This is a genomic window from Streptomyces sp. NBC_00490 (assembly GCF_036013645.1).
In the GTDB taxonomy this organism is placed as follows: Bacteria; Actinomycetota; Actinomycetes; order Streptomycetales; family Streptomycetaceae; genus Streptomyces; species Streptomyces canus_F.
Window position 1 is genome coordinate 4,188,121 of record NZ_CP107869.1, and the last position, 25,834, is coordinate 4,213,954.

Here is a 25,834-nt window from a genome sequence, read left to right on the forward strand (position 1 = left end):
ACAATGGACACCATGCCGATACCCGGGACCCCCAGCCGCGCCGAGCTCGTCGACCACCTCGTACGGACCCGCATCGCGGGCGATGTCGCGACGCCCCGCGAGAACAACCTCTCCCACTACCGCCAGCTGGCGAACGGCGTCCGCAACTTCTGGCTCGGCCTGGAGCTCGGCGACCGCTGGACCGACGAGCAGGACGTGCTCGCGGTGATGGCGGAGCGGGTGGGTGTCAACGACGACCCGGAGTACCGGTACGGCCAGGACACCATCGACCCCGAGCTGACCGTGGACGGCCTCGACCGCATGGCGGCCCGGCTGCGCAAGGCCGCCGACGGGCAGCAGCGCGTCCTGTTCGCCACCGGCCACCCGGGCGGCCTCCTTGAGGTGCACCACTCCACCGCCGCCGCGCTGCGGGCCGCCGGCTGCGAGATCGTCGTCATCCCGGAGGGGCTCCAGACGGACGAGGGCTACGTCGTGCAGTTCGCGGACGTGGCGGTCCTGGAGCACGGCGCGACGCTCTGGCACACCCACTCCGGCGAGCCGATGAAGGCGATCCTCACCGGACTGGTGCGCGAGGGCCGTCCGCTGCCGGACCTGGTCGTCGCGGACCACGGGTGGGCGGGCTACGCCGGCCAGCACGGCGTCGACTCCGTCGGTTACGCCGACTGCAACGACCCGGCGCTCTTCCTCGCCGAGGCCGAGGGCACCGTCCAGGTGACGGTCCCCCTCGACGACCACGTCATCAGCCCCCGCTACTACGACCCGCTCACGGCGTACCTTCTGGCGGAGGCGGGCCTGGCGTAGGCGTCGGGTCCAGATACACCCGGCTCACCCCGGGGAACACCGCCCGCAGCCGCTGCTCGGCCCGCTCGCAGGCCCACTCGATCTCGGCCGCCGTGGAGACGTCCCGGAAGTCCACCTTGGCGGCGACGAGGGCCTCGCGCGGACCCTGCACCAGGGTCGTCAGTTCGAGTACGGCCTCGATCTCCGCCACGGCCAGCAGCTCGGCCCGGATCCGCTCCCGCATCGGCCCGGGCAGCGGCCGGCCGATCAGGAGCTCGGCGTTGGAGCGGCCGAGGACCCACGCCACCCAGAGCAGCAGCAGACCGATGAGCAGCGAGGCGATGCCGTCCCAGACGCCGGAGCCGGTGAGCTGGCCGCCGAGCAGTCCGCCGGCGGCGAGGACGAGTCCGATGAGCGCGGCGGAGTCCTCGAGGACCACGGCCTTCACCGCGGTGTCGGGGGTGTGCCGCAGATAGGTCTTCATGGGCGCCCGGAAGCGGGCCGCCTCGCCGCGCGCCTGCTTCAGCCCGGTGCGCAGCGAGTAGCCCTCCAGCAGGAAGGCGACGCCCAGGACGATGTACGACACGAGCGGGTCGCCGAGTTCCTCGCCCGCGACGAGGGTGTGGATCCCGTCGTAGAGCGAGAAGACCGCGCCGCCGACGAAGGTGGCGACGGCGGCGAGCATCGCCCAGATGTACCGCTCGGGCCCGTAGCCCAGCGGATGGTCCTCGTCGGCGGGTTTCTCGCTCCGTTTGAGGGCGGTGAGGAGCAGTACCTCGGTGACGGTGTCGGCGACCGAGTGGGCCGCTTCCGACAGCATCGCGCTCGATCCGCTGATGACACCGGCCACGGCCTTGGCGACCGCGATCCCGAGGTTGGCGACGGCGGCGACGACGACCGTGAAGGTCGACTCGCCGCCGCCGTGCTGATCCGCTGAGTCCACTGGGTCCGCTGCTTGCGCCATGCCCCTCAGTGTCACCGATCGATGTGGCCGATCAGTGCCGGCGGGGTGCGCGGACGACGCCTTCCTGGATCACCGAGATGGCGAGCCGTCCGTCCTGTGTGTAGATGCGGGCCTGGCCGAGACCGCGGCCGCCGTACGCGGACGGCGACTCCTGGTCGTACAGGAGCCACTCGTCGGCGCGGAAGGGCCGGTGGAACCACATCGCGTGGTCGAGGGAGGCGCCCACGACGTCGTTGACCGCCCAGCCGCCGCGGCCGTGCGCGAGCAGGACCGAGTCGAGGAGGGTCATGTCGGAGACGTAGGTGGCGAGGACGACGTGCAGCAGCGGGTCGTCGGCGAGCTTGCCGTTGGTGCGGAACCAGACCTGGGAGTGCGGCTCGCGGGGCTCGCCGAAGCGGCCGTAGGGCGGCTCGTCGACGTAGCGCAGGTCGATCGCCTCGCGGGCCTCGAGGAACCTCTCGATGACGTCCGGGGCGATGTGGTCGTAGCCGCGCAGCCGCTCCTGCGAGGTGGGCAGGGTGGCCGGGTCGGGGGCGGCCGGGGTCGGGGTCTGGTGGTCGAAGCCTTCCTCGTACTTCTGGAAGGACGCCGACAGGGCGAATATGGGCTGCCCGTGCTGCACCGCGACCACGCGGCGGGTGGTGAAGGAGCGGCCGTCGTTCATGCGGTCGACCGTGTACACGATGGGCGCGCCCGGGTCCCCCATGCGCAGGAAGTACGCGTGGAGGGAGTGGGCGAGGCGGTCCTCGGGGACCGTCCGCCCCGCGGCGACGAGCGCCTGCGCCGCGACCTGCCCGCCGAAGACACGGGGGACGATGGCGGGCCGGGACCGGCCGCGGAAGATGTTCTCCTCGATCTGCTCCAGGTCGAGCAGATCGAGGAGATCCTGTAGTGCCTGACTCATGCAGTCATTTCTACTGGTCAGTAGTTGCGGGAGTCTTACAGGCCCATGTCCTTGGCGATGATCGTCTTCATGATCTCGCTGGTGCCGCCGTAGATGCGGTTGACGCGGTTGTCCGCGTACAGACGCGCGATCGGGTACTCGTTCATGAAGCCGTAGCCGCCGTGCAGCTGGAGGCAGCGGTCGATCACGCGGTGCGCGACCTCGGTGGCGAACAGTTTGGCGCTGGCGGCCTCGGCGGGGGTCAGCTCGCCCGCGTCCAGGGCCTCCAGGGCGCGGTCCACGACGGCCTCGGCGGCGTCCACCTCGGACTGGCAGGCGGCCAGCTCGAACTTGGTGTTCTGGAACGAGGCGACCGGCTTGCCGAAGACGGTGCGCTCCTGGACGTACTCCTTGGCGAACCGGACGGCGGCCTTGGCCTGCGCGTAGGCGCCGAAGGCGATGCCCCAGCGCTCGGAGGCCAGGTTGTGACCGAGGTAGTAGAAGCCCTTGTTCTCCTCGCCGAGGAGGTCCTCGACGGGGACCTTCACGTCGACGAACGCCAGCTCGGCGGTGTCTGAGGTCTTCAGGCCGAGCTTGTCGAGCTTGCGGCCGATGGAGTAGCCCTCGGACTTGGTGTCCACGGCGAACAGGGAGATGCCGTGGCGGCGGTCCTCGGCGGTCGGCGCGGAGGTGCGGGCGCAGACGATCACGCGGTCGGCGTGGACGCCACCGGTGATGAAGGTCTTCGAGCCGTTGAGGACGTAGTGCGTGCCGTCCTCGCTCAGCTTGGCGGTGGTCTTCATGCCCGCGAGGTCGGAGCCGGTGCCCGGCTCGGTCATCGCGAGGGCCCACATCTCCTCGGCGGAGACGAACTTCGGCAGGAAGCGCTTCTTCTGCTCGTCGGTGGCGAGCATCTTGATGTACGGCAGTCCGAGCAGGACGTGCACACCGGAGCCGCCGAACTGCACACCCGCGCGCGCGGTCTCCTCGTACATCACCGCCTCGAACTTGTACGAGTCGATGCCGGCGCCACCGAACTCCTCGTCGACGCGGATACCGAAGACGCCGAGCTCGGCGAGCTTGTAGTAGAAGTCGCGCGGCGCCTGGCCGGCTGCGAACCACTCGTCGTAGACCGGGACGACCTCGGCCTCGATGAAGGCCCGCAGGGTCTCCCGGAACGCCTCGTGATCCTCGTTGAACACCGTACGGCGCACCGCCGCCACCCTCTCTGCGCCTAAACCGGCGCCGCTCTCGCGTACGTGGTTGCTCGCCGTGGGGGTTGCTCAATTGATGGTTGCGGTCCACCCTTGGCTAAGCGCTTGCTCATGTCCAACCGTACCGGCCGGTAGCGAGAGGCGCCAGAGGCCCACCCCCGTAACGCTCGTCACGCCGACTCAGCACTACCGGCCGAGCAGCGGCTCTTCGGTGAGCCGTACGGCGTCCTCGGGGGCGGTCTCGCGGGTGGCGCCGTCGAGGTGTTCGACGCGGTACGCGCCCGCGCCCGCAGGAACGGTCGCCGTGCCGGACAGGGTCCAGCGGATGCGGACGAGTCCCGGGGTCAGCGCCTCGCGCTGCCGGACGTTCTCGGGCAGCCCGATCTCCGGGCCGCGGCCGCAGGAGCGGATCTCGGCGTGGGCGAGCCACCGCTGGAGCCGCTCGACATGGCGGCCGACCTTGGTGGGGGCCTGGCCCTCGGCCTGGACGACCAGGGGGATCTCGCGGTTTTCACAGGCGTAGAAGTACATCCGCTCCGCGATCCGGGAGGACAGCCCCGTCAGACAGAAGCGGACCGCGTGGTTGGCCGCCGTCTCCGGTTCAGCGGGTCGTTCAGTTGGATCATCTGTGCGACCCCGTGCTCCACAGCGGCAGGTGGTACCCCGCGAGCTGGAAGGTCGGCACTGAAAGAGGGGCGCCCGGCCCTGCTTCACCGGCCGGTTCGTGGCCGTTCCCGCGACGACCTGAGCCGCCGGCCGGGGGCGAGCCGCCCGCCGTCGTCCGCCGTCGCGGTCACTCCGTCCCCGCCGCCGCGAACGCCCCCCGGGCCATGCGGTGCAGCAGCTCGGCCGTGACGCCGCGGCCCGGCAGGGACCCCGGGCGGCCGAGGTGCGGAGTCGAGTTCAGCAGGCCGAACACCGAGTGCACCGCCGAGCGGGCCGTGGGTTCCGTCAGGACCGGGTACACCTCGCGCACCACCTCCACCCACAGCTCGACGTACTGCCGCTGGAGCTGGCGCACGAGCTTGCGGTCGCTGTCCCTCAGCCGGTCCAGCTCCCGGTCGTGCAGCGTGATCAGGGGCCGGTCGTCCAGGGCGAAGTCGATGTGGCCCTCCACCAGCGAGTCGAGGACGTCCTCCGCCGAGCCCCCGTCGACCTCCGCCAGCCGGCGCCTCGCGCCCCTGAGCAACTGCTCGCTGATCCCCACCAGCAGCTCGGCGAGCATCGCGTCCTTGCCCGCGAAGTGGCGGTACAACCCGGGTCCGCTGATGCCGACCGCGGCACCTATCTCGTCCACGCCGACACCGTGGAAGCCACGCTCGGCGAAGAGTCGAGCGGCTTCCTTGAGGATCTGCTCGCGGCGGGTGGGGGCGTCGGTTCTGGTGGCCATGGTGGCAATTCTAGACAGGGAGGTTAGCGCTCGTTAACCTGGACGACATACGTTAACGCTCATTAACAACGTGAGGGGATCGCGGGATGCATCAGGCACCGGAGCTTCACAGCGCGGCGGACCCCGCGTCGGAGGCCTGGCGGGCCAATGAGCGGGGCCACCTGAAGCTCGTCGAGGAGCTGCGCGACAAGCTCGCCGCCGCCCGGCTCGGCGGCGGCGAGAAGGCACGGGCCCGGCACACCGCGCGCGGCAAGCTGCTGCCCCGGGACCGGGTCGACCACCTCCTCGACCCCGGTTCCCCCTTCCTGGAGCTCGCCCCCCTCGCCGCCGACGGGATGTACGAGGGCCAGGCCCCGGCCGCCGGTGTCATCGCCGGGATCGGGCGGGTCAGCGGGCGCGAGTGCGTGATCGTCGCCAACGACGCGACCGTCAAGGGCGGCACGTACTACCCGATGACCGTGAAGAAGCATCTGCGGGCCCAGGAGGTGGCCCTGGAGAACCGGCTCCCCTGTCTCTACCTCGTGGACTCCGGGGGCGCCTTCCTGCCGATGCAGGACGAGGTCTTCCCCGACCGTGAGCACTTCGGGCGGATCTTCTTCAACCAGGCCCGGATGTCCGGCGCGGGCATCCCGCAGATCGCCGCCGTCCTCGGGTCCTGCACCGCCGGCGGGGCGTACGTGCCCGCCATGAGCGACGAGGCGGTCATCGTCCGGAACCAGGGGACGATCTTCCTCGGCGGGCCCCCGCTGGTGAAGGCCGCCACCGGTGAGGTCGTCACCGCCGAGGAGCTGGGCGGCGGCGAGGTCCACTCCCGGATCTCCGGTGTCACCGACCACCTCGCCGAGGACGACGCCCACGCCCTGCGCATCGTGCGCAACATCGCCGCGACGCTGCCCCCGCGCGGGCCGATGCCCTGGTCCGTGGAGCCGGCGGAGGAACCCAAGGTCGACCCCTACGGGCTGTACGGCGCCGTCCCCGTCGACTCCCGCACCCCGTACGACGTACGCGAGATCATCGCCCGGATCACCGACGGCTCGCGCTTCGCGGAGTTCAAGGCCGAGTTCGGGCAGACCCTGATCACCGGCTTCGCCCGGATCCACGGCCACCCGGTCGGCATCGTCGCCAACAACGGCATCCTCTTCTCCGAGTCCGCCCAGAAGGGCGCCCACTTCATCGAGCTGTGCGACCAGCGCGGCATCCCGCTGCTCTTCCTCCAGAACATCTCCGGCTTCATGGTCGGCAGGGACTACGAGGCGGGCGGCATCGCCAAGCACGGCGCCAAGATGGTCACGGCCGTCGCCTGCACGCGCGTGCCCAAGCTGACCGTCGTCGTCGGCGGGTCGTACGGCGCCGGCAACTACTCCATGTGCGGCCGGGCCTACTCCCCCCGCTTCCTGTGGATGTGGCCCAACGCCAAGATCTCGGTCATGGGCGGCGAGCAGGCCGCCTCGGTCCTCGCGACCGTCAAGCGGGACCAGCTGGAGGCACGCGGCGAGGAGTGGGCCGCCGCGGAGGAGGAGACCTTCAAGGACCCGATCCGTGCGCAGTACGAGCGTCAGGGGAACGCCTACTACGCGACGGCCCGCCTGTGGGACGACGGGGTCATCGATCCCCTGGAGACCCGTCAGGTGCTGGGACTGGCCCTGACCGCCTGCGCCAACGCGCCGCTGGGTGACCCCCAGTTCGGCGTCTTCCGGATGTGAGGGACTTCCAGACGATGTTCGACACCGTGCTTGTCGCCAACCGGGGCGAGATCGCCGTCCGCGTCATCCGCACCCTGCGCTCGATGGGGGTGCGGAGCGTCGCCGTCTTCTCCGACGCGGACGCCGACGCCCGGCATGTGAGGGAGGCCGACACCGCCGTACGGATCGGTCCGGCCCCGGCGTCCGAGAGCTATCTCTGCGCCGAGCGGCTGCTGGAGGCGGCCGCCCGGACCGGCGCCCAGGCCGTGCACCCCGGGTACGGCTTCCTCGCGGAGAACGCCGCCTTCGCGCGCGCCTGCGCCGACGCGGGGCTGGTCTTCATCGGGCCGCCCGCCGACGCGATCGCCCTCATGGGCGACAAGATCCGCGCCAAGGAGACCGTCGAGGCGGCGGGCGTCCCCGTGGTCCCCGGCGGCCGTGACCCCGAACTGGCCGAAGCCGCCCGCGCCCTGGGCGCCCCGGTCCTGCTGAAGCCCTCCGCGGGCGGTGGCGGCAAGGGCATGCGCCTGGTCCGGGACCTCGACCTCCTGGACGACGAGATCGCCGCCGCCCGCCGCGAGGCCCGCACCTCCTTCGGCGACGACACCCTGCTGGTCGAGCGGTGGGTCGACCGGCCCCGGCACATCGAGATCCAGGTCCTGGCGGACGGCCACGGCAACGTCGTCCACCTCGGCGAACGCGAGTGCTCCCTCCAGCGCCGCCACCAGAAGGTCATCGAGGAGGCGCCCTCCGTCCTCCTGGACGAGGAGACCCGCGCCGCGATGGGCGAGGCGGCGGTCCAGGCGGCCCGCTCCTGCGGCTACCGGGGCGCGGGCACGGTGGAGTTCATCGTGCCGGGCGGCGATCCCTCGTCGTACTACTTCATGGAGATGAACACCCGACTCCAGGTGGAACACCCGGTGACGGAGCTCATCACCGGCCTCGACCTGGTGGAGTGGCAGCTGCGGGTCGCGGCGGGCGAACCGCTCCCCTACGGACAGAGCGACATCACGTTCACCGGGCACGCCATCGAGGCGCGCATCTGCGCGGAGGACCCCTCCCGCGGGTTCCTCCCCTCCGGCGGCACGGTCCTCAGGCTGTCCGAGCCCCAGGGCGACGGCGTCCGCACCGACTCCGGGCTCAGCGAGGGCACCGAGGTCGGCAGCCTGTACGACCCGATGCTGAGCAAGGTGATCGCGTACGGCCCCGACCGCGCGACCGCGATCCGCAAACTCCGGGCCGCCCTCGCCGGGACGGTCACGCTGGGCGTGCAGACCAACGCCGGGTTCCTGCGCCGGCTGCTGGCCCATCCGGCGGTGGTGGCGGGCGAGCTGGACACCGGGCTGGTGGAGCGGGAGGTGGCGGGGCTCGTCGCGGTCGACGTGCCGGAGGAGGTGTACGAGGCGGCGGCGGCCGTACGGCTGGACGCGCTGCGCCCGCACGGCGACGGCTGGACGGACCCGTTCTCGGTGCCGAGCGGCTGGCGCCTGGGCGGGATCCCGAAGCCCGTCGGTTTCCACCTGCGGGTGCAGGACCCGGTGGAGTACGCCCCACGCGGCACCGCCTCCGTCACGGAGGACCGGGTCCACGTCACCCTCGACGGCGTACGCCACACCTTCCACCGGGCCGCCGACTGGCTGGGCCGCGACGGCGACGCCTGGCAGGTGCGCGACCACGACCCGGTGGCCGCCTCCCTCACCGGGGCCGCGCACGCGGGCGCCGACTCGCTCACCGCGCCCATGCCCGGGACGGTGACGGTGGTGAAGGTCGCCGTGGGCGACGAAGTGAGCGCGGGACAGAGCCTGTTGGTGGTGGAGGCGATGAAGATGGAGCACGTCGTCTCCGCCCCGCACGCCGGCACGGTCGCCGAACTGGACGTGGCACCGGGCTCGACGGTCGCCATGGACCAGGTGCTCGCGGTGATCGCACCTCACGAGGAGGCGACGGAATGACACACCCCCTGGCCCTGCCCATGGCCGTACCGGAGAAGGGTCTGCCCGCCCGGGTCCGCATCCACGAGGTCGGCGCGCGCGACGGCCTGCAGAACGAGAAGGGCACCGTCCCGACGCAGGTCAAGGCGGAGTTCATCCGCCGCCTCGCCGACGCGGGCCTGACGACGATCGAGGCCACCAGCTTCGTCCACCCGAAGTGGGTGCCCCAACTCGCCGACGCGGAAGAGCTGTTCCCGCAGATCGCCGACCTTCCCGTGGACCTCCCGGTCCTGGTGCCGAACGAACGCGGCCTGGACCGCGCCCTGGCACTGAAGGCGACCCGGGTCGCCGTCTTCGCGAGCGCCAGCGAGTCCTTCGCCAAGGCCAACCTCAACCGCACGATCGACGCGGCGCTGGCGATGTTCGCACCGGTGGTGACGCGGGCGAAGGAGGCCGGCGTCCATGTCCGCGGCTATCTGTCGATGTGCTTCGGCGACCCGTGGGAGGGCCCGGTCCCCGTCCCGCAGGTGGTGGACGTCTGCCGGACGCTGCTCGACATGGGCTGCGACGAGCTGAGCCTGGGCGACACGATCGGTGTGGCGACACCGGGCCACGTCCGGGCCCTGCTGACCGAACTGACCGGCCACGGCGTCCCCGTGGAGGTCCTGGGCGTGCACTTCCACGACACCTACGGGCAGGCCCTCGCCAACACCTACGCCGCCCTCCAGCACGGCGTCACCACCGTCGACGCGTCCGCGGGCGGCCTCGGCGGCTGCCCGTACGCCAAGTCCGCCACCGGCAATCTCGCCACCGAAGACCTCGTGTGGATGCTGCGGGGGCTCGGCATCGACACCGGAGTCGACCTCGACCGTCTCGTCGCCACCAGCGTCTGGATGGCCGGACAACTGGGCCGACCCAGCCCGTCCCGCACCGTACGAGCCCTGTCCCACAAGGAGCAGTGACCGCGATGGACCACCGACTCTCCCCCGAACTCGACGAACTCCGCCGTACGGTCGAGGCGTTCGCGCACGACGTCGTGGCGCCGAAGATCGGCGAGTACTACGAGCACCACGAGTTCCCGTACGAGATCGTCCGCGAGATGGGCCGCATGGGCCTGTTCGGCCTGCCCTTCCCGGAGGAGTACGGCGGCATGGGCGGCGACTACCTGGCGCTGGGCGTGGCCCTGGAGGAGTTGGCCCGGGTCGACTCCTCGGTCGCCATCACCCTGGAGGCGGGGGTGTCGCTGGGCGCCATGCCGCTCCACCTGTACGGAACCGAGGCACAGAAGCGGGAGTGGCTCCCCCGGCTCTGCTCGGGCGAGATCCTGGGCGCGTTCGGCCTGACGGAGCCGGACGGCGGCAGTGACGCGGGGGCGACGCGTACGACGGCCCGGCTGGACCCGGACACGGACGAGTGGGTGATCAACGGCACGAAGTGCTTCATCACCAACTCGGGCACGGACATCACGGGTCTGGTGACCGTGACGGCGGTGACCGGCCGCAAGCCGGACGGCAAGCCGCTGATCTCCTCGATCATCGTCCCGTCGGGCACCCCCGGCTTCACGGTGGCGGCCCCCTACTCCAAGGTCGGCTGGAACGCCTCGGACACCCGCGAGCTGTCCTTCGCGGACGTCCGGGTCCCCGCGGCGAACCTCCTGGGCGAACAGGGCCGCGGGTACGCCCAGTTCCTGCGCATCCTCGACGAGGGCCGCATCGCGATCGCGGCGCTGGCGACGGGGCTGGCGCAGGGCTGTGTGGACGAGTCGGTGAAGTACGCGAAGGAGCGGCACGCCTTCGGCCGGCCGATCGGCGCCAACCAGGCCATCCAGTTCAAGATCGCCGACATGGAGATGAAGGCTCACACGGCCCGCCTCGCCTGGCGCGACGCGGCCTCCCGCCTGGTCTCGGGCGAGCCCTTCAAGAAGGAGGCGGCCCTCGCGAAGCTCTACTCGTCGACGATCGCGGTGGACAACGCCCGGGACGCCACCCAGGTCCACGGCGGCTACGGCTTCATGAACGAATACCCGGTGGCCCGCATGTGGCGCGACTCCAAGATCCTGGAGATCGGAGAGGGCACGAGCGAGGTACAGCGCATGCTGATCGCACGGGAGCTGGGCCTGGTCGGCTGAGCCGGCGCGGCGCCTCCGGCTTCGTCCTGACCAGGAGTCAGGGGCGCCCAACAGGTAGCGGTTTCAAGGGGGTTGGGTCTCGCGAACCTTGACAACCCGCACCACAGGGCTTTCACAGCTTCCGATCAAAGGGGTCCGGCCCCTGGACAAGATCTGAGGTTAGGCTAACCTACATTCGAACTTGTCCGGCGGGCGCTCCGCCCCGTTCGAAAGCAGCCACACACATGTCCAACGCCCGAGCCACCCACCTCACCCGCCGCGGCATCCTCGCCGCGGGCGGCGCCCTCGGCCTCGGTGCCGTGCTCGCAGCCTGCGGCGACGACGACGCGAAAAGCGGTGGCTCTGACACGGAGACGACCGCCGCGAAGAAGTCCGGTCCCTGGACGTTCAAGGACGACCGCGGCACCGAGGTGAAGCTCGACAAGATCCCGGCGAACATCGTCGCGTTCACCGGTGTCGCCGCCGCGCTGTACGACTACGGCATCTCGGTCAAGGGCGTCTTCGGCCCGACCAAGACCACCGACGGCAAGGCCGACGTGCAGGCCGGCGACATGGACATCTCCAAGGTCGAGATCCTCGGCAACGTGTGGGACCAGTTCAACGTCGAGAAGTACGCCGCGCTCGCCCCCGACGTCCTCATCACCACGATGTTCGACGACGCCGGCACCCTCTGGTACGTCCCCGCGGCCTCCGCGGACAAGATCGCCAAGCTCGCCCCGAGCGTCGGCATCTCCGTCTACGACCGCCAGATCACCGAGCCGCTGCAGCGCGTGTGGGAGCTCGCGGAGTCGCTGGGCGCCGACATGACGGCCGCCTCCGTCACCGACGCCAAGAAGAAGTTCGAGGCCGCGGCCACCCGCCTGCGCGCCGCCGCGAAGGCGAAGCCCGAGATCAAGGTGCTGGCCGGTTCCGCGAGCCAGGACATCTTCTACGTCTCCGGCACCAACCTCTCCATCGACCTGGAGTACTTCAAGGCCCTCGGCGTGAACTTCGTCGAGCCCTCGGAGAAGGCCAAGGCGAAGGGCGGCGGCTGGTACGAGAGCCTGAGCTGGGAGAACGTCGACAAGTACAAGGCCGACATCATCATGATGGACGACCGGTCCGCGACCATCCAGCCGGCCGACATCACCGAGGCCACGTGGAAGAAGCTGCCTGCCGTGAAGGCGGGGCAGGTCGTCTCCCGTTCGCCCGAGCCGATCCTGTCGTACGACAAGGTCACCCCGCTGCTCGAGACCCTCGCCGAGGCGCTCGAGAACGCGAAGAAGGTCAGCTGAAAAACGGGGCTTGATGTTGTGGGGTGACTGCGGGCCCGGCTGTGGCTGGTCGCGCAGTTCCCCGCGCCCCTAAAAGACAAAAACATCCCTCGCCCCCTGATCAGGAGCGCACCCCAATGACCACCGCCGTAGCCGCCCCGTTCCGTTTCTTCTCCCTGCAGGTCGTACGGACGCGGCGGCTCGGGCCGTCCCTGGTCCGGGTCACCTTCGCCGGGGACGAGTTGCGGGAGTTCTGCTCCAACGGGTGCGACCAGTCACTGTCGTTGTTCCTGCCGCACCCGGGGCAGACCGAGCCCGCGGTGCCGATCGAGCTCGGCGACGGCTGGTGGCAGGCGTGGCGCGAACTCCCCGACGACGTACGGGCCGTGATGCGGTCGTACACGCTCCGCGCGCTGCGTCGTGACCCCCTGGGGAACACCACCGAGATCGACATCGACTTCGTCCTGCACGGCGTCGAGCCCGACGCCGCCACTCCGGCGGGGCCCGCCTCCCGCTGGGCCTCCCGCGCCGCCGCCGGTGACCGCGTCCTGCTGCTCGGCCCCGCGATCGCCGACAACCGGGCGATCCGGTTCCGGCCCGCCGACGACACCGACCTGGTCGTCATCTGGGGTGACGAGACCGCCGTACCCGCCGCCTCCGCGATCATCGAGTCGCTGCCCGCCGGCACCCGGGCCCGGGTCTGGCTGGAGGTGCAGCACGCCGAGGACGTCCAGGATCTGGTGACCGAGGCCGACGCCGAGGTCACCTGGCTCGTGCGGGACCACCATGAGCTTGGCGTCGAGGGCGCCCCCATGGCCCTCGGCGCCATTCGCGAGGCCCAACTCCCGCCCGCCGCGCGCCCCTACGTGTGGATCGCCGGCGAGTCCGGTCACATCAAGGCGCTGCGCCGGCACTTCGTGGGTGAGCGGGGCATCGACCGCCGCAGCGTCACCTTCGTCGGCTACTGGCGTCAGGGGCTGACCGAGGAGCAGCTCCGCGCCGCGGAGTAACCCACCGAGCGGCACCCACCGCTGTACGCGACTCCCCGGCGTGCGGCGGTGACTGCTGTGCCCGCAGGGACGACTGCGGCCGGAGTGATCGTCGTCACGGCTGGTACCACGTTTGACCAGAGTTACTTAGGTTAGGCTAACCTAAGTAACGCGAAGCGAGATCGAAGATCGCGTCCCCACCCCCGTCCGACCCGCACGGACTGCTCCCCCCGGAGGACCCCCACCATGCGCTCGCACCTGCTCAATGACACGACCGCGGAGCAGTACCGCCGCTCCGTGACCGAAGGAGTAGAGCGGGTGGCAGCCAAACTCGCCGCCACCGACCGTCCGTTCACGGGTGTCACCGTCGACGCCCTCGCCCCGACGATCGACGCGATCGACCTCGACAAGCCGCTGCTCGACACCGCCGCGGCCCTCGACGAGCTGGAGGACGTCTACCTCCGCGACGCGGTCTACTTCCACCACCCGCGCTACCTCGCCCACCTCAACTGCCCGGTCGTCATACCGGCGGTGCTCGGCGAGGCGATCCTCTCCGCGGTCAACTCCTCCCTGGACACCTGGGACCAGTCGGCCGGCGGCACCCTCATCGAGCGCAAACTGATCGACTGGACGAACGCGCGGATCGGCCTCGGCCCGAACGCCGACGGCGTCTTCACCTCCGGCGGCTCCCAGTCCAACCTCCAGGCCCTGCTCCTGGCCCGCGAGGAGGCCAAGACCGACTCCTTCGCGAAACTGCGCATCTTCGCCTCCGAGGTCAGCCACTTCAGCGTGAAGAAGTCCGCGAAACTGCTGGGCCTCGACCAGGACGCCGTGGTCACCATCCCGGTCGACCAGAACAAGCGCCTGCAGACCGTCGCGCTCGCCCACGAGCTGGAGCGCTGCAAGGCGGACGGCCTCGTCCCCATGGCCGTCGTCGCCACCGCCGGCACCACCGACTTCGGCTCCATCGACCCGCTGCCCGAGATCGCCGAGCTGTGCGAGCAGTACAACACCTGGATGCACGTCGACGCCGCCTACGGCTGCGGACTGCTCGCGTCCGTGAAGTACCGCGGCCGCATCGACGGCATCGAGCGCGCCGACTCGGTCACCGTCGACTACCACAAGTCCTTCTTCCAGCCGGTGAGTTCGTCCGCCGTGCTGGTCCGGGACGCGGCCACCCTGCGCCACGCGACCTACCACGCGGAGTATCTGAACCCCCGCCGTATGGTCACCGAGCGCATCCCCAACCAGGTCGACAAGTCCCTGCAGACCACCCGCCGCTTCGACGCCCTCAAGCTGTGGATGACCCTGCGGGTGATGGGCGCCGACGGCATCGGCCAGCTCTTCGACGAGGTGTGCGACCTGGCCGTCGACGGCTGGCGGCTCCTCGCCGCCGACCCGCGCTACGACGTGGTCGTCGAGCCCACCCTCTCCACCCTCGTCTTCCGCTACATCCCCGCCGCCGTGACCGACCCGGCCGAGATCGACCGCGCCAACCTGTACGCCCGCAAGGCCCTGTTCGCCTCCGGGGACGCGGTCGTCGCGGGCACCAAGGTCCAGGGCCGCCACTACCTGAAGTTCACCCTGCTCAACCCCGAGACGACGACCGACGACATCGCCGCCGTCCTCGACCTGATAGCCGGCCACGCCGAGCAGTACCTGGGAGAGTCCCTTGACCGCGCGTCCTGAAAACCCGACACAAACCCATGACTTCGTGGGCATCGGGCTCGGCCCGTTCAACCTCGGCCTCGCCTGTCTGACCGAGCCCATCGACGAACTCGACGGTGTCTTCCTGGAGTCGAAGCCCGACTTCGAGTGGCACGCCGGCATGTTCCTCGAAGGCGCCCACCTCCAGACGCCGTTCATGTCGGACCTGGTGACGCTGGCGGACCCGACCTCGCCGTACTCCTTCCTGAACTACCTGAAGGAGAAGGGTCGGCTGTACTCGTTCTACATCCGCGAGAACTTCTACCCGCTGCGCGTCGAGTACGACGACTACTGCCGCTGGGCCGCGAACAAGCTGACCAGCGTCCGCTTCAGCACGACGGTCGCGAACGTCACGTACGAGAACGACCTGTATGTCGTGAGGACCACGGCCGGCGACACCTACCGCGCCCGCCGGCTCGTCCTCGGCACCGGCACCTCGCCGCACTACCCGGACGCCGTCCAGAGCCTCGGCGGCGACTTCTTCCACAACTCCCGCTATATGCAGAACAAGGCGGAGCTCCAGAAGAAGGACTCGATCACGATCGTCGGCTCCGGCCAGTCCGCCGCCGAGATCTACTACGACCTCCTCTCCGAGATCGACGTCCACGGTTACCGGCTGAACTGGGTGACGCGCTCCCCCCGCTTCTTCCCCCTCGAATACACCAAGCTCACGCTGGAGATGACCTCCCCGGAGTACATCGACTACTACCGCGAGCTGCCGGAAGCCACCCGCTACCGGCTCACGGCCCAGCAGAAGGGCCTGTTCAAGGGCATCGACGGCGATCTCATCAACGAGATCTTCGACCTGCTCTACCAGAAGAACCTCGGCGGGCCCGTCCCCACCCGGCTGCTCACCAACTCCTCGCTGAACAGCGCAACTTACGAAAACGGCACGTACACCCTCTCCTTCCGCCAGGAGGAGCAGGAGAAGGACTACGACCTGCAGACGCAGGGCCTGGTCCTGGCGACCGGCTACAAGTACGCCGAGCCGGAGTTCCTGGCCCCCGTCAAGGACCGGCTGCGCTACGACACCCAGGGCAACTTCGACGTCGCCCGCAACTACTCGATCGACACCACGGGCCGCGGCGTGTTCCTGCAGAACGCCGGTGTGCACACCCACAGCATCACCTCGCCCGACCTGGGCATGGGCGCGTACCGCAACGCCTACATCATCCGTGAGCTGCTCGGCACCGAGTACTACCCGGTCGAGAAGACCATCGCGTTCCAGGAGTTCTCCGTATGACCACCCCCCACACCTTCGCCTTCCGCCCGCTCGACCCGCTCAAGGACGCCGAGCTGCTGCACGGCTGGGTCACCCACCCCAAGGCCGCGTTCTGGATGATGCAGGACGCGAAACTGGAGGACGTCGAGCGCGCGTACATGGAGATCGCCGCCGACGAGCACCACCACGCGCTGCTGGGCCTCGACGCGTACGGCGCCCCCGCCTTCCTCATGGAGAAGTACGACCCCGCCCACCGCGAACTGGTCGGCCTGTACGACCCGCGGCCCGGCGACGTCGGCATGCACTTCCTCACCCCCGCGACCGACACCCCGGTCCACGGCTTCACCCGGTCCGTCATCACCGCCGTGATGGCCCACCTCTTCGAGGACCCCGCCGTGGAACGCGTCGTCGTCGAGCCGGACGTCTCCAACAAGGCCGTCCACGCCCTCAACGAGGCCGTCGGGTTCGTCCCCGAGCGGGAGATCCAGAAGCCGGAGAAAACGGCCCTGCTGAGCTTCTGCACCCGGGAGCAGTTCTTGGCGGCGACGGCGGTGACGGCATGACCCTCGCCGACTCGGTCGCCCACCTCTCCCCCGAGCGCTGGGAGCAGGCCAACCGCCTCCTCATCCGCAAGGCCCTCGCCGAGTTCGCCCACGAGCGGCTCATCACGCCGGAGGCCACCGCCGACGGCCGCTTCGAGGTCCGCAGCGACGACGGTCTGACCCGCTACGGGTTCACCGCCACGCGCCGCGCCCTCGACCACTGGCAGGTCGACGCCGACTCGATCTCCCGTCACCGAGACGGCGTCGACCGCCCCCTCGCCGCGCTGGACTTCTTCATCGAGCTGAAGAAGTCGCTGGGCCTGAGCGACGAGATCCTGCCGGTCTATCTGGAGGAGATCTCCTCCACCCTCTCCGGCACCTGCTACAAGCTCACCAAGCCGCAGATCCCGGTCGCCGAACTCGTCCGCGCGGACTTCCAGGCCATCGAGACCGGCATGACCGAGGGCCACCCCTGCTTCGTCGCCAACAACGGACGGCTCGGCTTCGGCATCCACGAGTACCTGTCGTACGCCCCGGAGACGGCGAACCCGGTCCGCCTGGTGTGGCTGGCCGCACACCGCTCGCGCGCCGCGTTCACGGCGGGTGTCGGGATCGAGTACGAGTCCTTCGTACGGGACGAGTTGGGCGCTCAGACGGTCGAGCGCTTCCACGAGAAGCTCACCGCCGAGGGCCTCGACCCGGCCGACTACCTCTTCATCCCCGTCCACCCCTGGCAGTGGTGGAACAAGCTCTCCGTCACCTTCGCCGCCGAGGTCGCCCGCCGGCACCTGGTCTGCCTCGGTGAGGGCGACGACGAGTACCTGGCCCAGCAGTCCATCCGGACCTTCTTCAACACCTCGCACCCCGAGAAGCACTACGTGAAGACGGCCCTGTCCGTCATCAACATGGGCTTCATGCGCGGACTGTCGGCCGCGTACATGGAGGCGACCCCGGCGATCAACGACTGGCTGGCCCAACTCATCGACAACGACCCCGTGTTGAAGTCGACGGGCCTGTCGGTCATCCGTGAGCGCGCGGCCGTCGGCTACCGGCACCTGGAGTACGAGGCGGCGACCGACCGCTACTCGCCGTACCGCAAGATGCTGGCGGCCCTGTGGCGGGAGGGCCCGGTGGGCACCCTCCAGGGCGGCGAGTCGCTGGCGACGATGGCCTCCCTGGTCCACGTCGACCACGAGGGGAAGTCCTTCGCGGGCGCCCTGATCGAGCAGTCGGGCCTGGCGCCCACCCAGTGGCTGCGCCGCTATCTGACGGCGTACTTCACCCCGCTGCTGCACAGCTTCTACGCCTACGACCTGGTCTACATGCCGCACGGCGAGAACGTGATCCTGGTCCTGAAGGACGGCGTCGTGGAGCGCGCGATCTACAAGGACATCGCCGAGGAGATCGCGGTCATGGACGTCGACGCGGTCCTGCCGCCGGCGGTCGAGCGGCTGCGGGTGGACGTGCCGGAGGACAAGAAACTCCTCTCGATCTTCACGGACGTCTTCGACTGCTTCTTCCGCTTCCTCGCCGCGAACCTCGCCGCCGAGGGAATCGTGGCGGAGGACGACTTCTGGCGGACGGTCGCGGACATCACCCGCGAGTACCAGGCCTCGCTGCCCGAACTGGCCGACAAGTTCCGGCAGTACGACATGTTCGCCCCGGAGTTCGCGCTGTCCTGCCTCAACCGGCTCCAGCTGCGCAACAACAAGCAGATGGTGGACCTGGCCGACCCGGCGGGCGCACTGCAGCTCGTCGGCAACCTGAAGAACCCGATCGCCGGGTTCTGACCCGCAGACAGGCGGGCGCCCGGGGTACGGTCCCCCGGGCGCCCGTCCGCGTCTACCGTGCGGGCCAGGGAACTTGGGGCGACCTGTAGTAGTCGATCCCCAGCGCCTCCCACCGCGGCCCCTGCGCCGCGAGCCGCACCTTGTACCGGTCCCAGTCGTGCGTGGCCGCCGGCGACCACCCCAGCTCCGCCGCCCCCGCCAGCCTCGGGAAGGCCATGTACTCGATGTCCGCGGAGTTCGTGAGCGTCTCCGTCCACATCGGTGCCTCGACCCCGCGGACGGCCGAAGCGGGCACGCCCGGAAGGTAGCTGCCGGGGTCCCAGTCGTACGACCGCTGCACCTCGACCAGACCGGCCCAGTCCAGCCCCAGCGGGGTGTCCGCCGTGTACTTCATGTCGAGGTAGATCCGGTCGGCGGGCGACAGCACGATCCCGGTCCCGTTGCGCGCGGCCGCCGCGACCCGCTCCTTCTCCTCGGCGCTCGTGTCGTCGAGCCCCCAGTACTGAGCCACCGCCCCCTTCGCGGGCGTCGCCCCGGTCAGCTGGTGCCAGCCCACCACGGTCTTGCCGTACTCGGCGACGACCGGCTGCACCCGGTCCATGAACTTCACGTAGTCCTCGTGGCTCGTGGAGTGCGCCTCGTCCCCGCCGATGTGCAGATACCGGCCCGGTGTGAGCGCGGCGAGCTCCCGAATCACGTCGTCCACGAAGTCGTACGTGATCTCCTTCGCCACACACAGCGAGCTGAAGCCGACCTCGGTGCCGGTGTACAGCGGCGGCGCGACGCCGTCGCAGTTGAGCTCGGCGTAGGAGGCGAGGGCCGCGTTGGTGTGGCCCGGCATGTCGATCTCGGGGACGACCTCCAGATAGCGGGAGGCGGCGTACCGGACGATCTCCCGGTAGTCGGCCTTCGTGTAGAAGCCGCCGGGCCCGCCGCCGACCTGGGTGGAGCCACCGTGGGTCGCAAGGCGCGGCCAGGAGTCGACGGCGATCCGCCAGCCCTGGTCGTCGCTGAGGTGCAGGTGCAGCTTGTTGACCTTGTACAGGGCGAGTTGGTCGACGTACCGCTTGACCTGGTCGACGGTGAAGAAGTGCCGGGACACGTCCAGCATCGCGCCGCGCCAGCCGTAGCGCGGGGTGTCCTTGATCGTGCCGCCGGCCACCAGCCACGGGCCCGGCTGCACCGAGTCCTTCTCGACGGCGGCCGGGAGGAGCTGACGCAGGGTCTGGACGCCGTGGAAGAGCCCCGCGGGCTGGGCGGCGGTGATGGTGACGCCCTTGGCGCCGCTGTCGAGGCGGTAGCCCTCGGCGCCGAACGACCCCTTGGCCAGCCGCAGTTGGATGCCGCCCTTGCCGCGGGAGGTGACCGGCAGCGGATAGCCGGTCGAGGGGCGCAGCACGTCCGCCACGTACTCGCCGATCCGGCGGACCGCACCGGAGTCGTCGACGCGGATGCGGGTGGCGCGGGTGATGCGGTACGGCGATCCGCCCGGCTCGACCGAGGCGGGCGCCGGGACGACCTCGCCGAGCGGCCCGGCCGTCTCCGCCTCGGGGGCGGGCGCCGCTCCCGCGACGAAGGTGCCCGCGGTCGCCATCAGCAGCAACGAGCCGAGCAGTCGGGCCATACGGGGAGTTGGTCTGTGGTGCGGTCTCACATGTGGCTCCCTTCACCCTGAATTGGTAGAGACCACCTTGCCATGCGGCCCGTCGGCAGCCCAGACGCCCAGCCCCGTCACGGCGGGAATGCCAGACTTTGCCCATGGCGGAAATCATCCAGAAGGACGGCACCTGGACCTTCGACGGCGACGCCCTGCGGCTGACCCCGGGGCGCGACAAGAACGTCAGCCTGTTCCGCAAGACCCTGGGTGAACTGGTCGTCCCGCTGGGCGCGTTGGCGGGCGTCTCGTTCGAGCAGGGCCGCAAGGCCGGGCGGCTCAGGTTACGGCTGCGGGACGGCGCGGACCCGCTGCTGCACGCCACCGGCGGCCGGCTGACCGAGCCCAACGACCCGTACCAGCTGATCGTCGAGTCCGACCGCTACGGCGTCGCCGAGTACTTCGTGGACGAGGTCAGGAACGCCCTGCTGCTCGACCAGGTCCCGGCCGCGCCGGTCGCCGGGTACCTGCTGCCGGGCCCGGCCGTCCCGCTGTCCGTGTCCGCCGGGGACGGCACCGCGAGCTTCGACGGCGAGCGTGTCCGGCTGGAGTGGAACTGGAAGACGGAGGACGCCAAGGCCGCCGCCGGCATCCGCACCCTCGCCGTCACCGACCTCGACGGCGTGGAGTGGCTCCCGGCGGTCGGCCTGGAGAACGGCTGTCTGCGCTTCAGCGTGAAGAACGCGCCGACCAAGGCGCCCCCGAAGTACGACCCCAACTCGGTGGAGCTGTGGGGCTTCAAGAAGGACCCGCTGATGGCCCTCATCGCGGCGGCCGTCCAGGCCCGGCTCCCGCACCCGGCCAGGGCGACCGCCACGGACGTACGCGAGGGACGACCGGAACTGCCCTCCGCTCCGGTCGGGTCCGCCGAGGACGACCACGACGCCCTCCTGCGCCGCCTGCGCGAGCTCGGCGAGCTGCGCCGCACGGGTGTGCTGACGGACGAGGAGTTCACGCTGGCCAAACAGGCGGTCCTCAAGCGGATGTGATCCCCACGGGCCCCAGGGACTCCACGGGCCCCACGGCCCCCGAGCTACTTGGCCTTGCGGGCCACCGTGAAGCGGTCGACCTCCTCGCCCGTCTCGGCGATGCCGCGTACCGTCAGCGTGGCCGTCCGGCCCCTGGCCGCGGGCGTGACGTCGACGCGCAGGAACGAGTAGTCGAGGTAGCGCACCCGGGACCAGGTGACGGTCTCGTTCTGCTTGCCGTCCTTGGTGTTGATGAACGAGGCGACGGACTCGACCTCGTTCTCGTGCCCCTCGTAGGACTCCGCCGCGCTGAACGCGTACAGGCTGCGGCCCGCCGCGCCCGCCGTCACGTACACCACGCCCTCGCTCTCGGGGTACGCCGTGCCGCCGACCGGCAGCTTCTTGGCGACCTCGCCCCCCTTGATGACGTCGGTGCGCTCGTACTGGTGGTTGTGGCCGTTGATGACCAGGTCCACGGTGTACTTCTCGAACAGCGGCACCCACTCCTGGCGCACACCCCCCTCCGAGGCGTGCGCGGTGGAGGTGCAGTAGGCGCAGTGGTGGAAGAAGACCACGACGAAGTCGATGTCGTGCGCCGCCCGGAACTTCCTGAGCTGCGCCTCCAGCCACGTGGTCTGGGTGCCACCGGAGAGGCCGAGGTTGGCCGGGATCTCGTACGAGATGTCGTTGGCGTCGAGCGAGATGACCGCGGTGTTGCCGTAGACGAAGGAGTAGACGCCGGGGAGGTTCTTGGCGTCGGGTCCGTTGGCGGGAAGGTTCCAGCGGGCCTCCTCGCCGCCGTAGCCGTTGGGCGAGTACCAGGCCTCCATGTCGTGGTTGCCGTACGCCGGCATCCACGGCACGGACTTGGCGACGGACTCGGTCTGGGCCAGGAACTGGTCCCACACGCGCGAGTCGAAGCCGGTGTCGGCGGTCTTGCCCTGGCCCGCCGGGTCGGCGTACGCGATGTCGCCGGCGTGGAGGTGGAAGGCGGGGTTCTGGCCGAGGAGCAGGCTGTTGTTGGCAAGGCCGTGGTAGCCGACGCCCTCGTCACCGAAGGCGGTGAAGGTGAACGGCTTCTTGTGCGCGGGGGCGGTGGTGAAGGTGCCGAGGGTGCCCAGGAGGTGCGGCTCGGCGGGGTCGAAGCCCTGGTGGCCGACGCCGTAGTAGTACGTCCGGCCAGGCTTGAGCCGGCTCAGCTCGGCGTGCACGTAGTACTGCGTGTGATCGCCGCTCGCCCCGACGCCGGCCGGTGTGTAGAGGGTGCGGACCTCGGCCTCGATCTTGCGGGAGAGGTCCCAGGGGTGGACGCCGATGCGGAGGAAGGGCTTCTTGACGGGGACCGGGACCTGCCAGGAGACGGTGAGCTCGGTGCGCGGGTCGGCGCCGAAGGCGAGGTGGCGGCCGAAGGGGGCGACGAGGGAACCGTCGACCGTCTCGGTGCGCGGCGTGGCCGACGGGGTGGCCAGGGGTGTGGCCTGTGCGGTGGCGCCCGGCACGAACACGCCGCCCGCGACGGCGCCCAGGGTGACGGCGCCGCCTCTGATCATCGTGCGCCGGGAGAATCTGGTGCGCAGGTACTCGTGCTGCTCGGCCATGCTCATGCGCTCGGCGAGCTGCTCGGGTACGCCCATACGAGGAATGTCCATGGCTCCACAAGCTGCTGGTCGGACACATCGGCCCGGGGAACAGCCGGCCAACGGACTCCCATGGGCAGCCCATAAGTGTTCTAAGTGTCCGAACAGCCTCTTGCCCGAAATCGGGCAGGATTCTTGCGAAACCCGTGCCTGTCCTTCAGGATCTACCGGGTGCACGACGAACTTGTTGATCATCTGACGCGCTCCACGCCCCTCCAGCGGGGCGAGGCGCTGCGGGTGATCCAGGACGTGCTCGCCTACTTCGACGAGACGACCGAGGACTACGTCCGTCGCCGCCACCGCGAACTCCAGGCCCAGGGTCTGGTGAACGCGCAGATCTTCGAACGGGTCGAGGCGGACTTGAAATACCGGGCGGTAGCGCCGCCGGAGCTTACGCTCAGGCAGCTGCGCCGCATCGTCTACGGCTGAGACGGCTGAGTCGCAACAGCCGAGGAACGGAATACATATATATGTGCGGAATCGTCGGATACATCGGAAAGCGCGATGTGGCCCCCCTCCTCCTGGAGGGCCTTCAGCGCCTGGAGTACCGCGGCTACGACTCGGCGGGCATCGTCGTCACGTCCCCGAAGACGGCGGGCCTGAAGATGGTCAAGGCCAAGGGCCGGGTCCGTGACCTGGAGGCCAAGGTCCCGGCGCGCTTCAAGGGCACGACCGGTATCGCCCACACCCGCTGGGCCACCCACGGCGCCCCCTCCGATGTGAACGCCCACCCGCACATGTCGGCCGACCTCAAGGTCGCCGTGGTCCACAACGGGATCATCGACAACGCCTCCGACCTGCGCCGCAAGCTGGAGGCGGACGGCGTCGAGTTCCTCTCCGAGACCGACACCGAGGTCCTCGTCCACCTCATCGCCCGCTCCCAGGCCGAGAAGCTCGAGGACAAGGTCCGCGAGACGCTGCGGGTCATCGAGGGCACGTACGGCATCGCGGTGATGCACGCCGACTTCAACGACCGCATCGTCGTGGCGCGCAACGGCTCCCCGGTCGTCCTCGGCATCGGCGAGAAGGAGATGTTCGTCGCCTCGGACATCGCCGCCCTGGTCACCCACACGCGGCAGATAGTGACGCTGGACGACGGCGAGATGGCCACGCTCAAGGCCGACGACTTCCGCACCTACACGACGGAGGGCACCCGTACGACGTCGGAGCCCACCACCGTCGAGTGGGAGGCCGCCTCCTACGACATGGGCGGCCACGACACGTACATGCACAAGGAGATCCACGAGCAGGCCGACGCCGTGGACCGCGTGCTGCGCGGCCGCATCGACGACCGCTTCTCCACCGTGCACCTCGGCGGCCTCAACCTGGACGCCCGGGAGGCCCGCCAGATCCGCCGGGTGAAGATCCTCGGCTGCGGCACCTCGTACCACGCGGGCATGATCGGCGCCCAGATGATCGAGGAGCTGGCCCGCATCCCCGCGGACGCCGAGCCGGCGTCCGAGTTCCGCTACCGCAACGCGGTCGTGGACCCCGAGACGCTGTACGTGGCGGTCTCCCAGTCGGGTGAGACGTACGACGTCCTCGCCGCGGTCCAGGAGCTGAAGCGCAAGGGCGCGCGGGTCTTCGGTGTGGTGAACGTGGTCGGCTCGGCGATCGCCCGCGAGGCGGACGCCGGCATCTACGTCCACGCGGGCCCCGAGGTCTGCGTGGTCTCCACGAAGTGCTTCACCAACACCACGGTCGCCTTCGCCCTGCTGGCGCTCCACCTGGGCCGCACCCGTGACCTCTCGGTCCGCGACGGCAAGCGCATCATCGAGGGCCTGCGCAAGCTGCCGGAGCAGATCACCGAGATCCTCGACAACGAGGCGGAGATCAAGAAGCTGGCCGAGCAGTACGCGGACGCCCGCTCGATGCTCTTCATCGGCCGGGTCCGGGGCTACCCGGTGGCCCGTGAGGCCTCCCTGAAGCTCAAGGAGGTCTCGTACATCCACGCCGAGGCCTACCCCGCCTCCGAGCTCAAGCACGGCCCCCTGGCCCTGATCGAGCCCGCCCTCCCCACGGTCGCGATCGTCCCCGACGACGACCTCCTGGAGAAGAACCGCGCCGCCATGGAGGAGATCAAGGCCCGCAGCGGCAAGATCCTCGCGGTCGCCCACCAGGACCAGGAGAAGGCCGACCACACGATCGTCGTCCCGAAGAACGAGGACGAACTGGACCCGATCCTCCTCGGCATCCCGCTCCAACTCCTCGCCTACCACACGGCTTTGGTACTGGGCAGGGACATCGACAAGCCGAGGAACCTCGCCAAGTCCGTGACGGTGGAGTAGAGGTTTTTAGGGGCGCGGGGAACTGCGCGGGCAACCACAACGCTCCCGCACAGGCCAGACAACAAAACGGACCCCCCACGTGTGCCACCGCACGTGGGGGGTCCGTTTTCATCGCCGGGGCCGCCCAATACCCCGGCGTCGGCTGCCACTTAGCCGGTGGCCGTCACCCCCCGGCCGGCAGCACGTCGAGGAAGCACCGTCGGCCAGTGAGCCATCGCCGCGGTCGCCGCATACCAGGCCACCGCACCCGCGGCGACGGCGAACCATCCACCCACCTTGGTGAGCCCGTCGTTGCCGGCGAACTGGGCGATGGCCATGAGCACCAGCGCCACGAAGAACAACCCGTAGGCGCCCTGCCCGAGTTGGTCCCCGCCCGCGAGGGTGAGAGACAGCGCCACGAGGGCGAAGAGCGTGAGGAACAGCCCGGCCGCGTTGGCGGAACCGGCGTCCGAGACGGCCCAGGTGAACCACAGCGCACCCAGCGCCGCGAAGGCGGTGCCGTTGGCGGTGTCACGGTCGCGGAAGGCCATGAGGCCCGCGACGAAGAGGGCGATTCCGCCCACGTACTGGGCGATTGACACCGCGTCAGCGGCTGTCACGCCGTCGATCACGTCGGTGTGGCCGAGGCCGAACGCCAGGAGGGTGATCCCGAGGGCGAGTCGGCCGACGACGGTGGTGGTTGCTCCCGCGGAGACGTCATTGTCCACGGCGGGCTCCCTTCATGCTGTGCGGTTGCGCGATGTGCGATATATGCCCTTCACAAGGGCACAAACACCTCTACGCGCGAGTAGATTTATGCGCTGCACAAGGGA

At 69.9% G+C, this 25,834-nt stretch carries 22 protein-coding genes; 14 read left to right on the plus strand and 8 right to left on the minus strand.

All coding sequences use genetic code 11. The features are described 5' to 3' along the window. Nucleotides 1-12: 12 nt before the first annotated feature. A complete protein-coding gene (locus OG381_RS18840) occupies nucleotides 13-801 on the plus strand; it encodes a phosphatase (RefSeq protein WP_327717251.1) in 789 nt (262 codons plus the stop codon). On the opposite strand, the gene OG381_RS18845 is transcribed toward OG381_RS18840, so the two are convergent. From OG381_RS18845 to OG381_RS18865, 5 genes are all read right to left on the minus strand, one after another. Continuing rightward, a complete protein-coding gene (locus tag OG381_RS18845) occupies nucleotides 764-1,744 on the minus strand; it encodes a cation diffusion facilitator family transporter (protein WP_327717252.1) in 981 nt (326 codons plus the stop codon). The two genes, OG381_RS18840 and OG381_RS18845, sit on opposite strands and share 38 nt — an antisense overlap. A gap of 31 nt (nucleotides 1,745-1,775) precedes the next feature. Further along, nucleotides 1,776-2,648: an acyl-CoA thioesterase gene (locus OG381_RS18850; RefSeq protein WP_327717253.1), complete on the minus strand. Its 873-nt coding sequence runs from the start codon at nucleotides 2,646-2,648 to the stop codon at nucleotides 1,776-1,778. 35 nt (nucleotides 2,649-2,683) lie between these two features. Further along, nucleotides 2,684-3,841, minus strand: coding sequence for an acyl-CoA dehydrogenase family protein (locus OG381_RS18855; RefSeq protein WP_327717254.1), 1,158 nt, complete (start codon nucleotides 3,839-3,841; stop codon nucleotides 2,684-2,686). Between the two features lie 186 nt (nucleotides 3,842-4,027). After that, on the minus strand, nucleotides 4,028-4,372 hold the full coding sequence (locus OG381_RS18860) for a hypothetical protein (RefSeq protein WP_327717255.1): 345 nt from the start codon (nucleotides 4,370-4,372) through the stop codon (nucleotides 4,028-4,030). Nucleotides 4,373-4,634: 262 nt separating this feature from the next. Beyond that, nucleotides 4,635-5,231 carry an SACE_7040 family transcriptional regulator gene (locus OG381_RS18865; protein WP_327717256.1) on the minus strand — a complete coding sequence of 199 codons (597 nt, stop codon included), beginning with the start codon at nucleotides 5,229-5,231 and terminating at the stop codon, nucleotides 4,635-4,637. A gap of 86 nt (nucleotides 5,232-5,317) precedes the next feature. Here OG381_RS18865 and OG381_RS18870 point away from each other — a divergent pair, with 86 nt between their 5' ends. The 10 genes from OG381_RS18870 (at nucleotide 5,318) to OG381_RS18915 (ending at nucleotide 18,475) form a co-directional block, all read left to right on the plus strand. After that, entirely contained in the window at nucleotides 5,318-6,934 is a 1,617-nt protein-coding gene (locus OG381_RS18870; protein ID WP_327717257.1) for a carboxyl transferase domain-containing protein, read from the plus strand. 14 nt (nucleotides 6,935-6,948) lie between these two features. Next, nucleotides 6,949-8,865 (plus strand): acetyl/propionyl/methylcrotonyl-CoA carboxylase subunit alpha, encoded by a 1,917-nt coding sequence (locus OG381_RS18875; protein ID WP_327717258.1) that lies wholly within the window; start codon nucleotides 6,949-6,951, stop codon nucleotides 8,863-8,865. Beyond that, on the plus strand, nucleotides 8,862-9,806 hold the full coding sequence (locus OG381_RS18880) for a hydroxymethylglutaryl-CoA lyase (RefSeq protein ID WP_327717259.1): 945 nt from the start codon (nucleotides 8,862-8,864) through the stop codon (nucleotides 9,804-9,806). Before OG381_RS18875 ends, OG381_RS18880 begins: the two co-directional genes overlap by 4 nt. A 5-nt stretch (nucleotides 9,807-9,811) precedes the next feature. Beyond that, nucleotides 9,812-10,972: an acyl-CoA dehydrogenase family protein gene (locus OG381_RS18885; protein WP_327717260.1), complete on the plus strand. Its 1,161-nt coding sequence runs from the start codon at nucleotides 9,812-9,814 to the stop codon at nucleotides 10,970-10,972. Between the two features lie 224 nt (nucleotides 10,973-11,196). Continuing rightward, nucleotides 11,197-12,246, plus strand: coding sequence for an ABC transporter substrate-binding protein (locus tag OG381_RS18890; RefSeq protein WP_327717261.1), 1,050 nt, complete (start codon nucleotides 11,197-11,199; stop codon nucleotides 12,244-12,246). Between the two features lie 116 nt (nucleotides 12,247-12,362). After that, nucleotides 12,363-13,235: a siderophore-interacting protein gene (locus OG381_RS18895; protein WP_327717262.1), complete on the plus strand. Its 873-nt coding sequence runs from the start codon at nucleotides 12,363-12,365 to the stop codon at nucleotides 13,233-13,235. Between the two features lie 225 nt (nucleotides 13,236-13,460). Further along, nucleotides 13,461-14,903: a lysine decarboxylase DesA gene (gene desA / locus OG381_RS18900; RefSeq protein WP_327717263.1), complete on the plus strand. Its 1,443-nt coding sequence runs from the start codon at nucleotides 13,461-13,463 to the stop codon at nucleotides 14,901-14,903. After that, entirely contained in the window at nucleotides 14,887-16,164 is a 1,278-nt protein-coding gene (locus tag OG381_RS18905) for a lysine N(6)-hydroxylase/L-ornithine N(5)-oxygenase family protein (protein WP_327717264.1), read from the plus strand. Before desA ends, OG381_RS18905 begins: the two co-directional genes overlap by 17 nt. Then, the gene (locus OG381_RS18910; protein WP_327717265.1) at nucleotides 16,161-16,706 is read left to right on the plus strand and encodes a GNAT family N-acetyltransferase; all 546 of its coding nucleotides are present in this window, start codon (nucleotides 16,161-16,163) and stop codon (nucleotides 16,704-16,706) included. Before OG381_RS18905 ends, OG381_RS18910 begins: the two co-directional genes overlap by 4 nt. Next, complete coding sequence (locus OG381_RS18915) at nucleotides 16,703-18,475, plus strand: IucA/IucC family protein (protein WP_327717266.1); 1,773 nt, start codon at nucleotides 16,703-16,705, stop codon at nucleotides 18,473-18,475. Before OG381_RS18910 ends, OG381_RS18915 begins: the two co-directional genes overlap by 4 nt. Before the next feature lie 52 nt (nucleotides 18,476-18,527). On the opposite strand, the gene OG381_RS18920 is transcribed toward OG381_RS18915, so the two are convergent. Further along, nucleotides 18,528-20,099, minus strand: coding sequence for a beta-N-acetylhexosaminidase (locus OG381_RS18920; RefSeq protein WP_327717267.1), 1,572 nt, complete (start codon nucleotides 20,097-20,099; stop codon nucleotides 18,528-18,530). 134 nt (nucleotides 20,100-20,233) lie between these two features. On the opposite strand from OG381_RS18920, the gene OG381_RS18925 reads away from it, so the two are divergent. Then, nucleotides 20,234-21,118, plus strand: coding sequence for a DUF4429 domain-containing protein (locus OG381_RS18925; RefSeq protein WP_327717268.1), 885 nt, complete (start codon nucleotides 20,234-20,236; stop codon nucleotides 21,116-21,118). 44 nt (nucleotides 21,119-21,162) lie between these two features. Here OG381_RS18925 and OG381_RS18930 read toward each other — a convergent pair whose 3' ends face one another. Then, the gene (locus OG381_RS18930) at nucleotides 21,163-22,731 is read right to left on the minus strand and encodes a purple acid phosphatase family protein (RefSeq protein WP_327722500.1); all 1,569 of its coding nucleotides are present in this window, start codon (nucleotides 22,729-22,731) and stop codon (nucleotides 21,163-21,165) included. A 174-nt stretch (nucleotides 22,732-22,905) separates the two neighbouring features. On the opposite strand from OG381_RS18930, the gene OG381_RS18935 reads away from it, so the two are divergent. Together OG381_RS18935 and glmS are read left to right on the plus strand one after the other, a co-directional pair. After that, a complete protein-coding gene (locus OG381_RS18935) occupies nucleotides 22,906-23,163 on the plus strand; it encodes a hypothetical protein (RefSeq protein ID WP_046260898.1) in 258 nt (85 codons plus the stop codon). 41 nt (nucleotides 23,164-23,204) lie between these two features. Then, nucleotides 23,205-25,022 (plus strand): glutamine--fructose-6-phosphate transaminase (isomerizing), encoded by a 1,818-nt coding sequence (gene glmS, locus OG381_RS18940; RefSeq protein ID WP_327717269.1) that lies wholly within the window; start codon nucleotides 23,205-23,207, stop codon nucleotides 25,020-25,022. 149 nt (nucleotides 25,023-25,171) lie between these two features. Here glmS and OG381_RS18945 read toward each other — a convergent pair whose 3' ends face one another. Then, nucleotides 25,172-25,729 (minus strand): GPR1/FUN34/YaaH family transporter, encoded by a 558-nt coding sequence (locus tag OG381_RS18945; RefSeq protein ID WP_327717270.1) that lies wholly within the window; start codon nucleotides 25,727-25,729, stop codon nucleotides 25,172-25,174. Nucleotides 25,730-25,834: the final 105 nt, after the last annotated feature.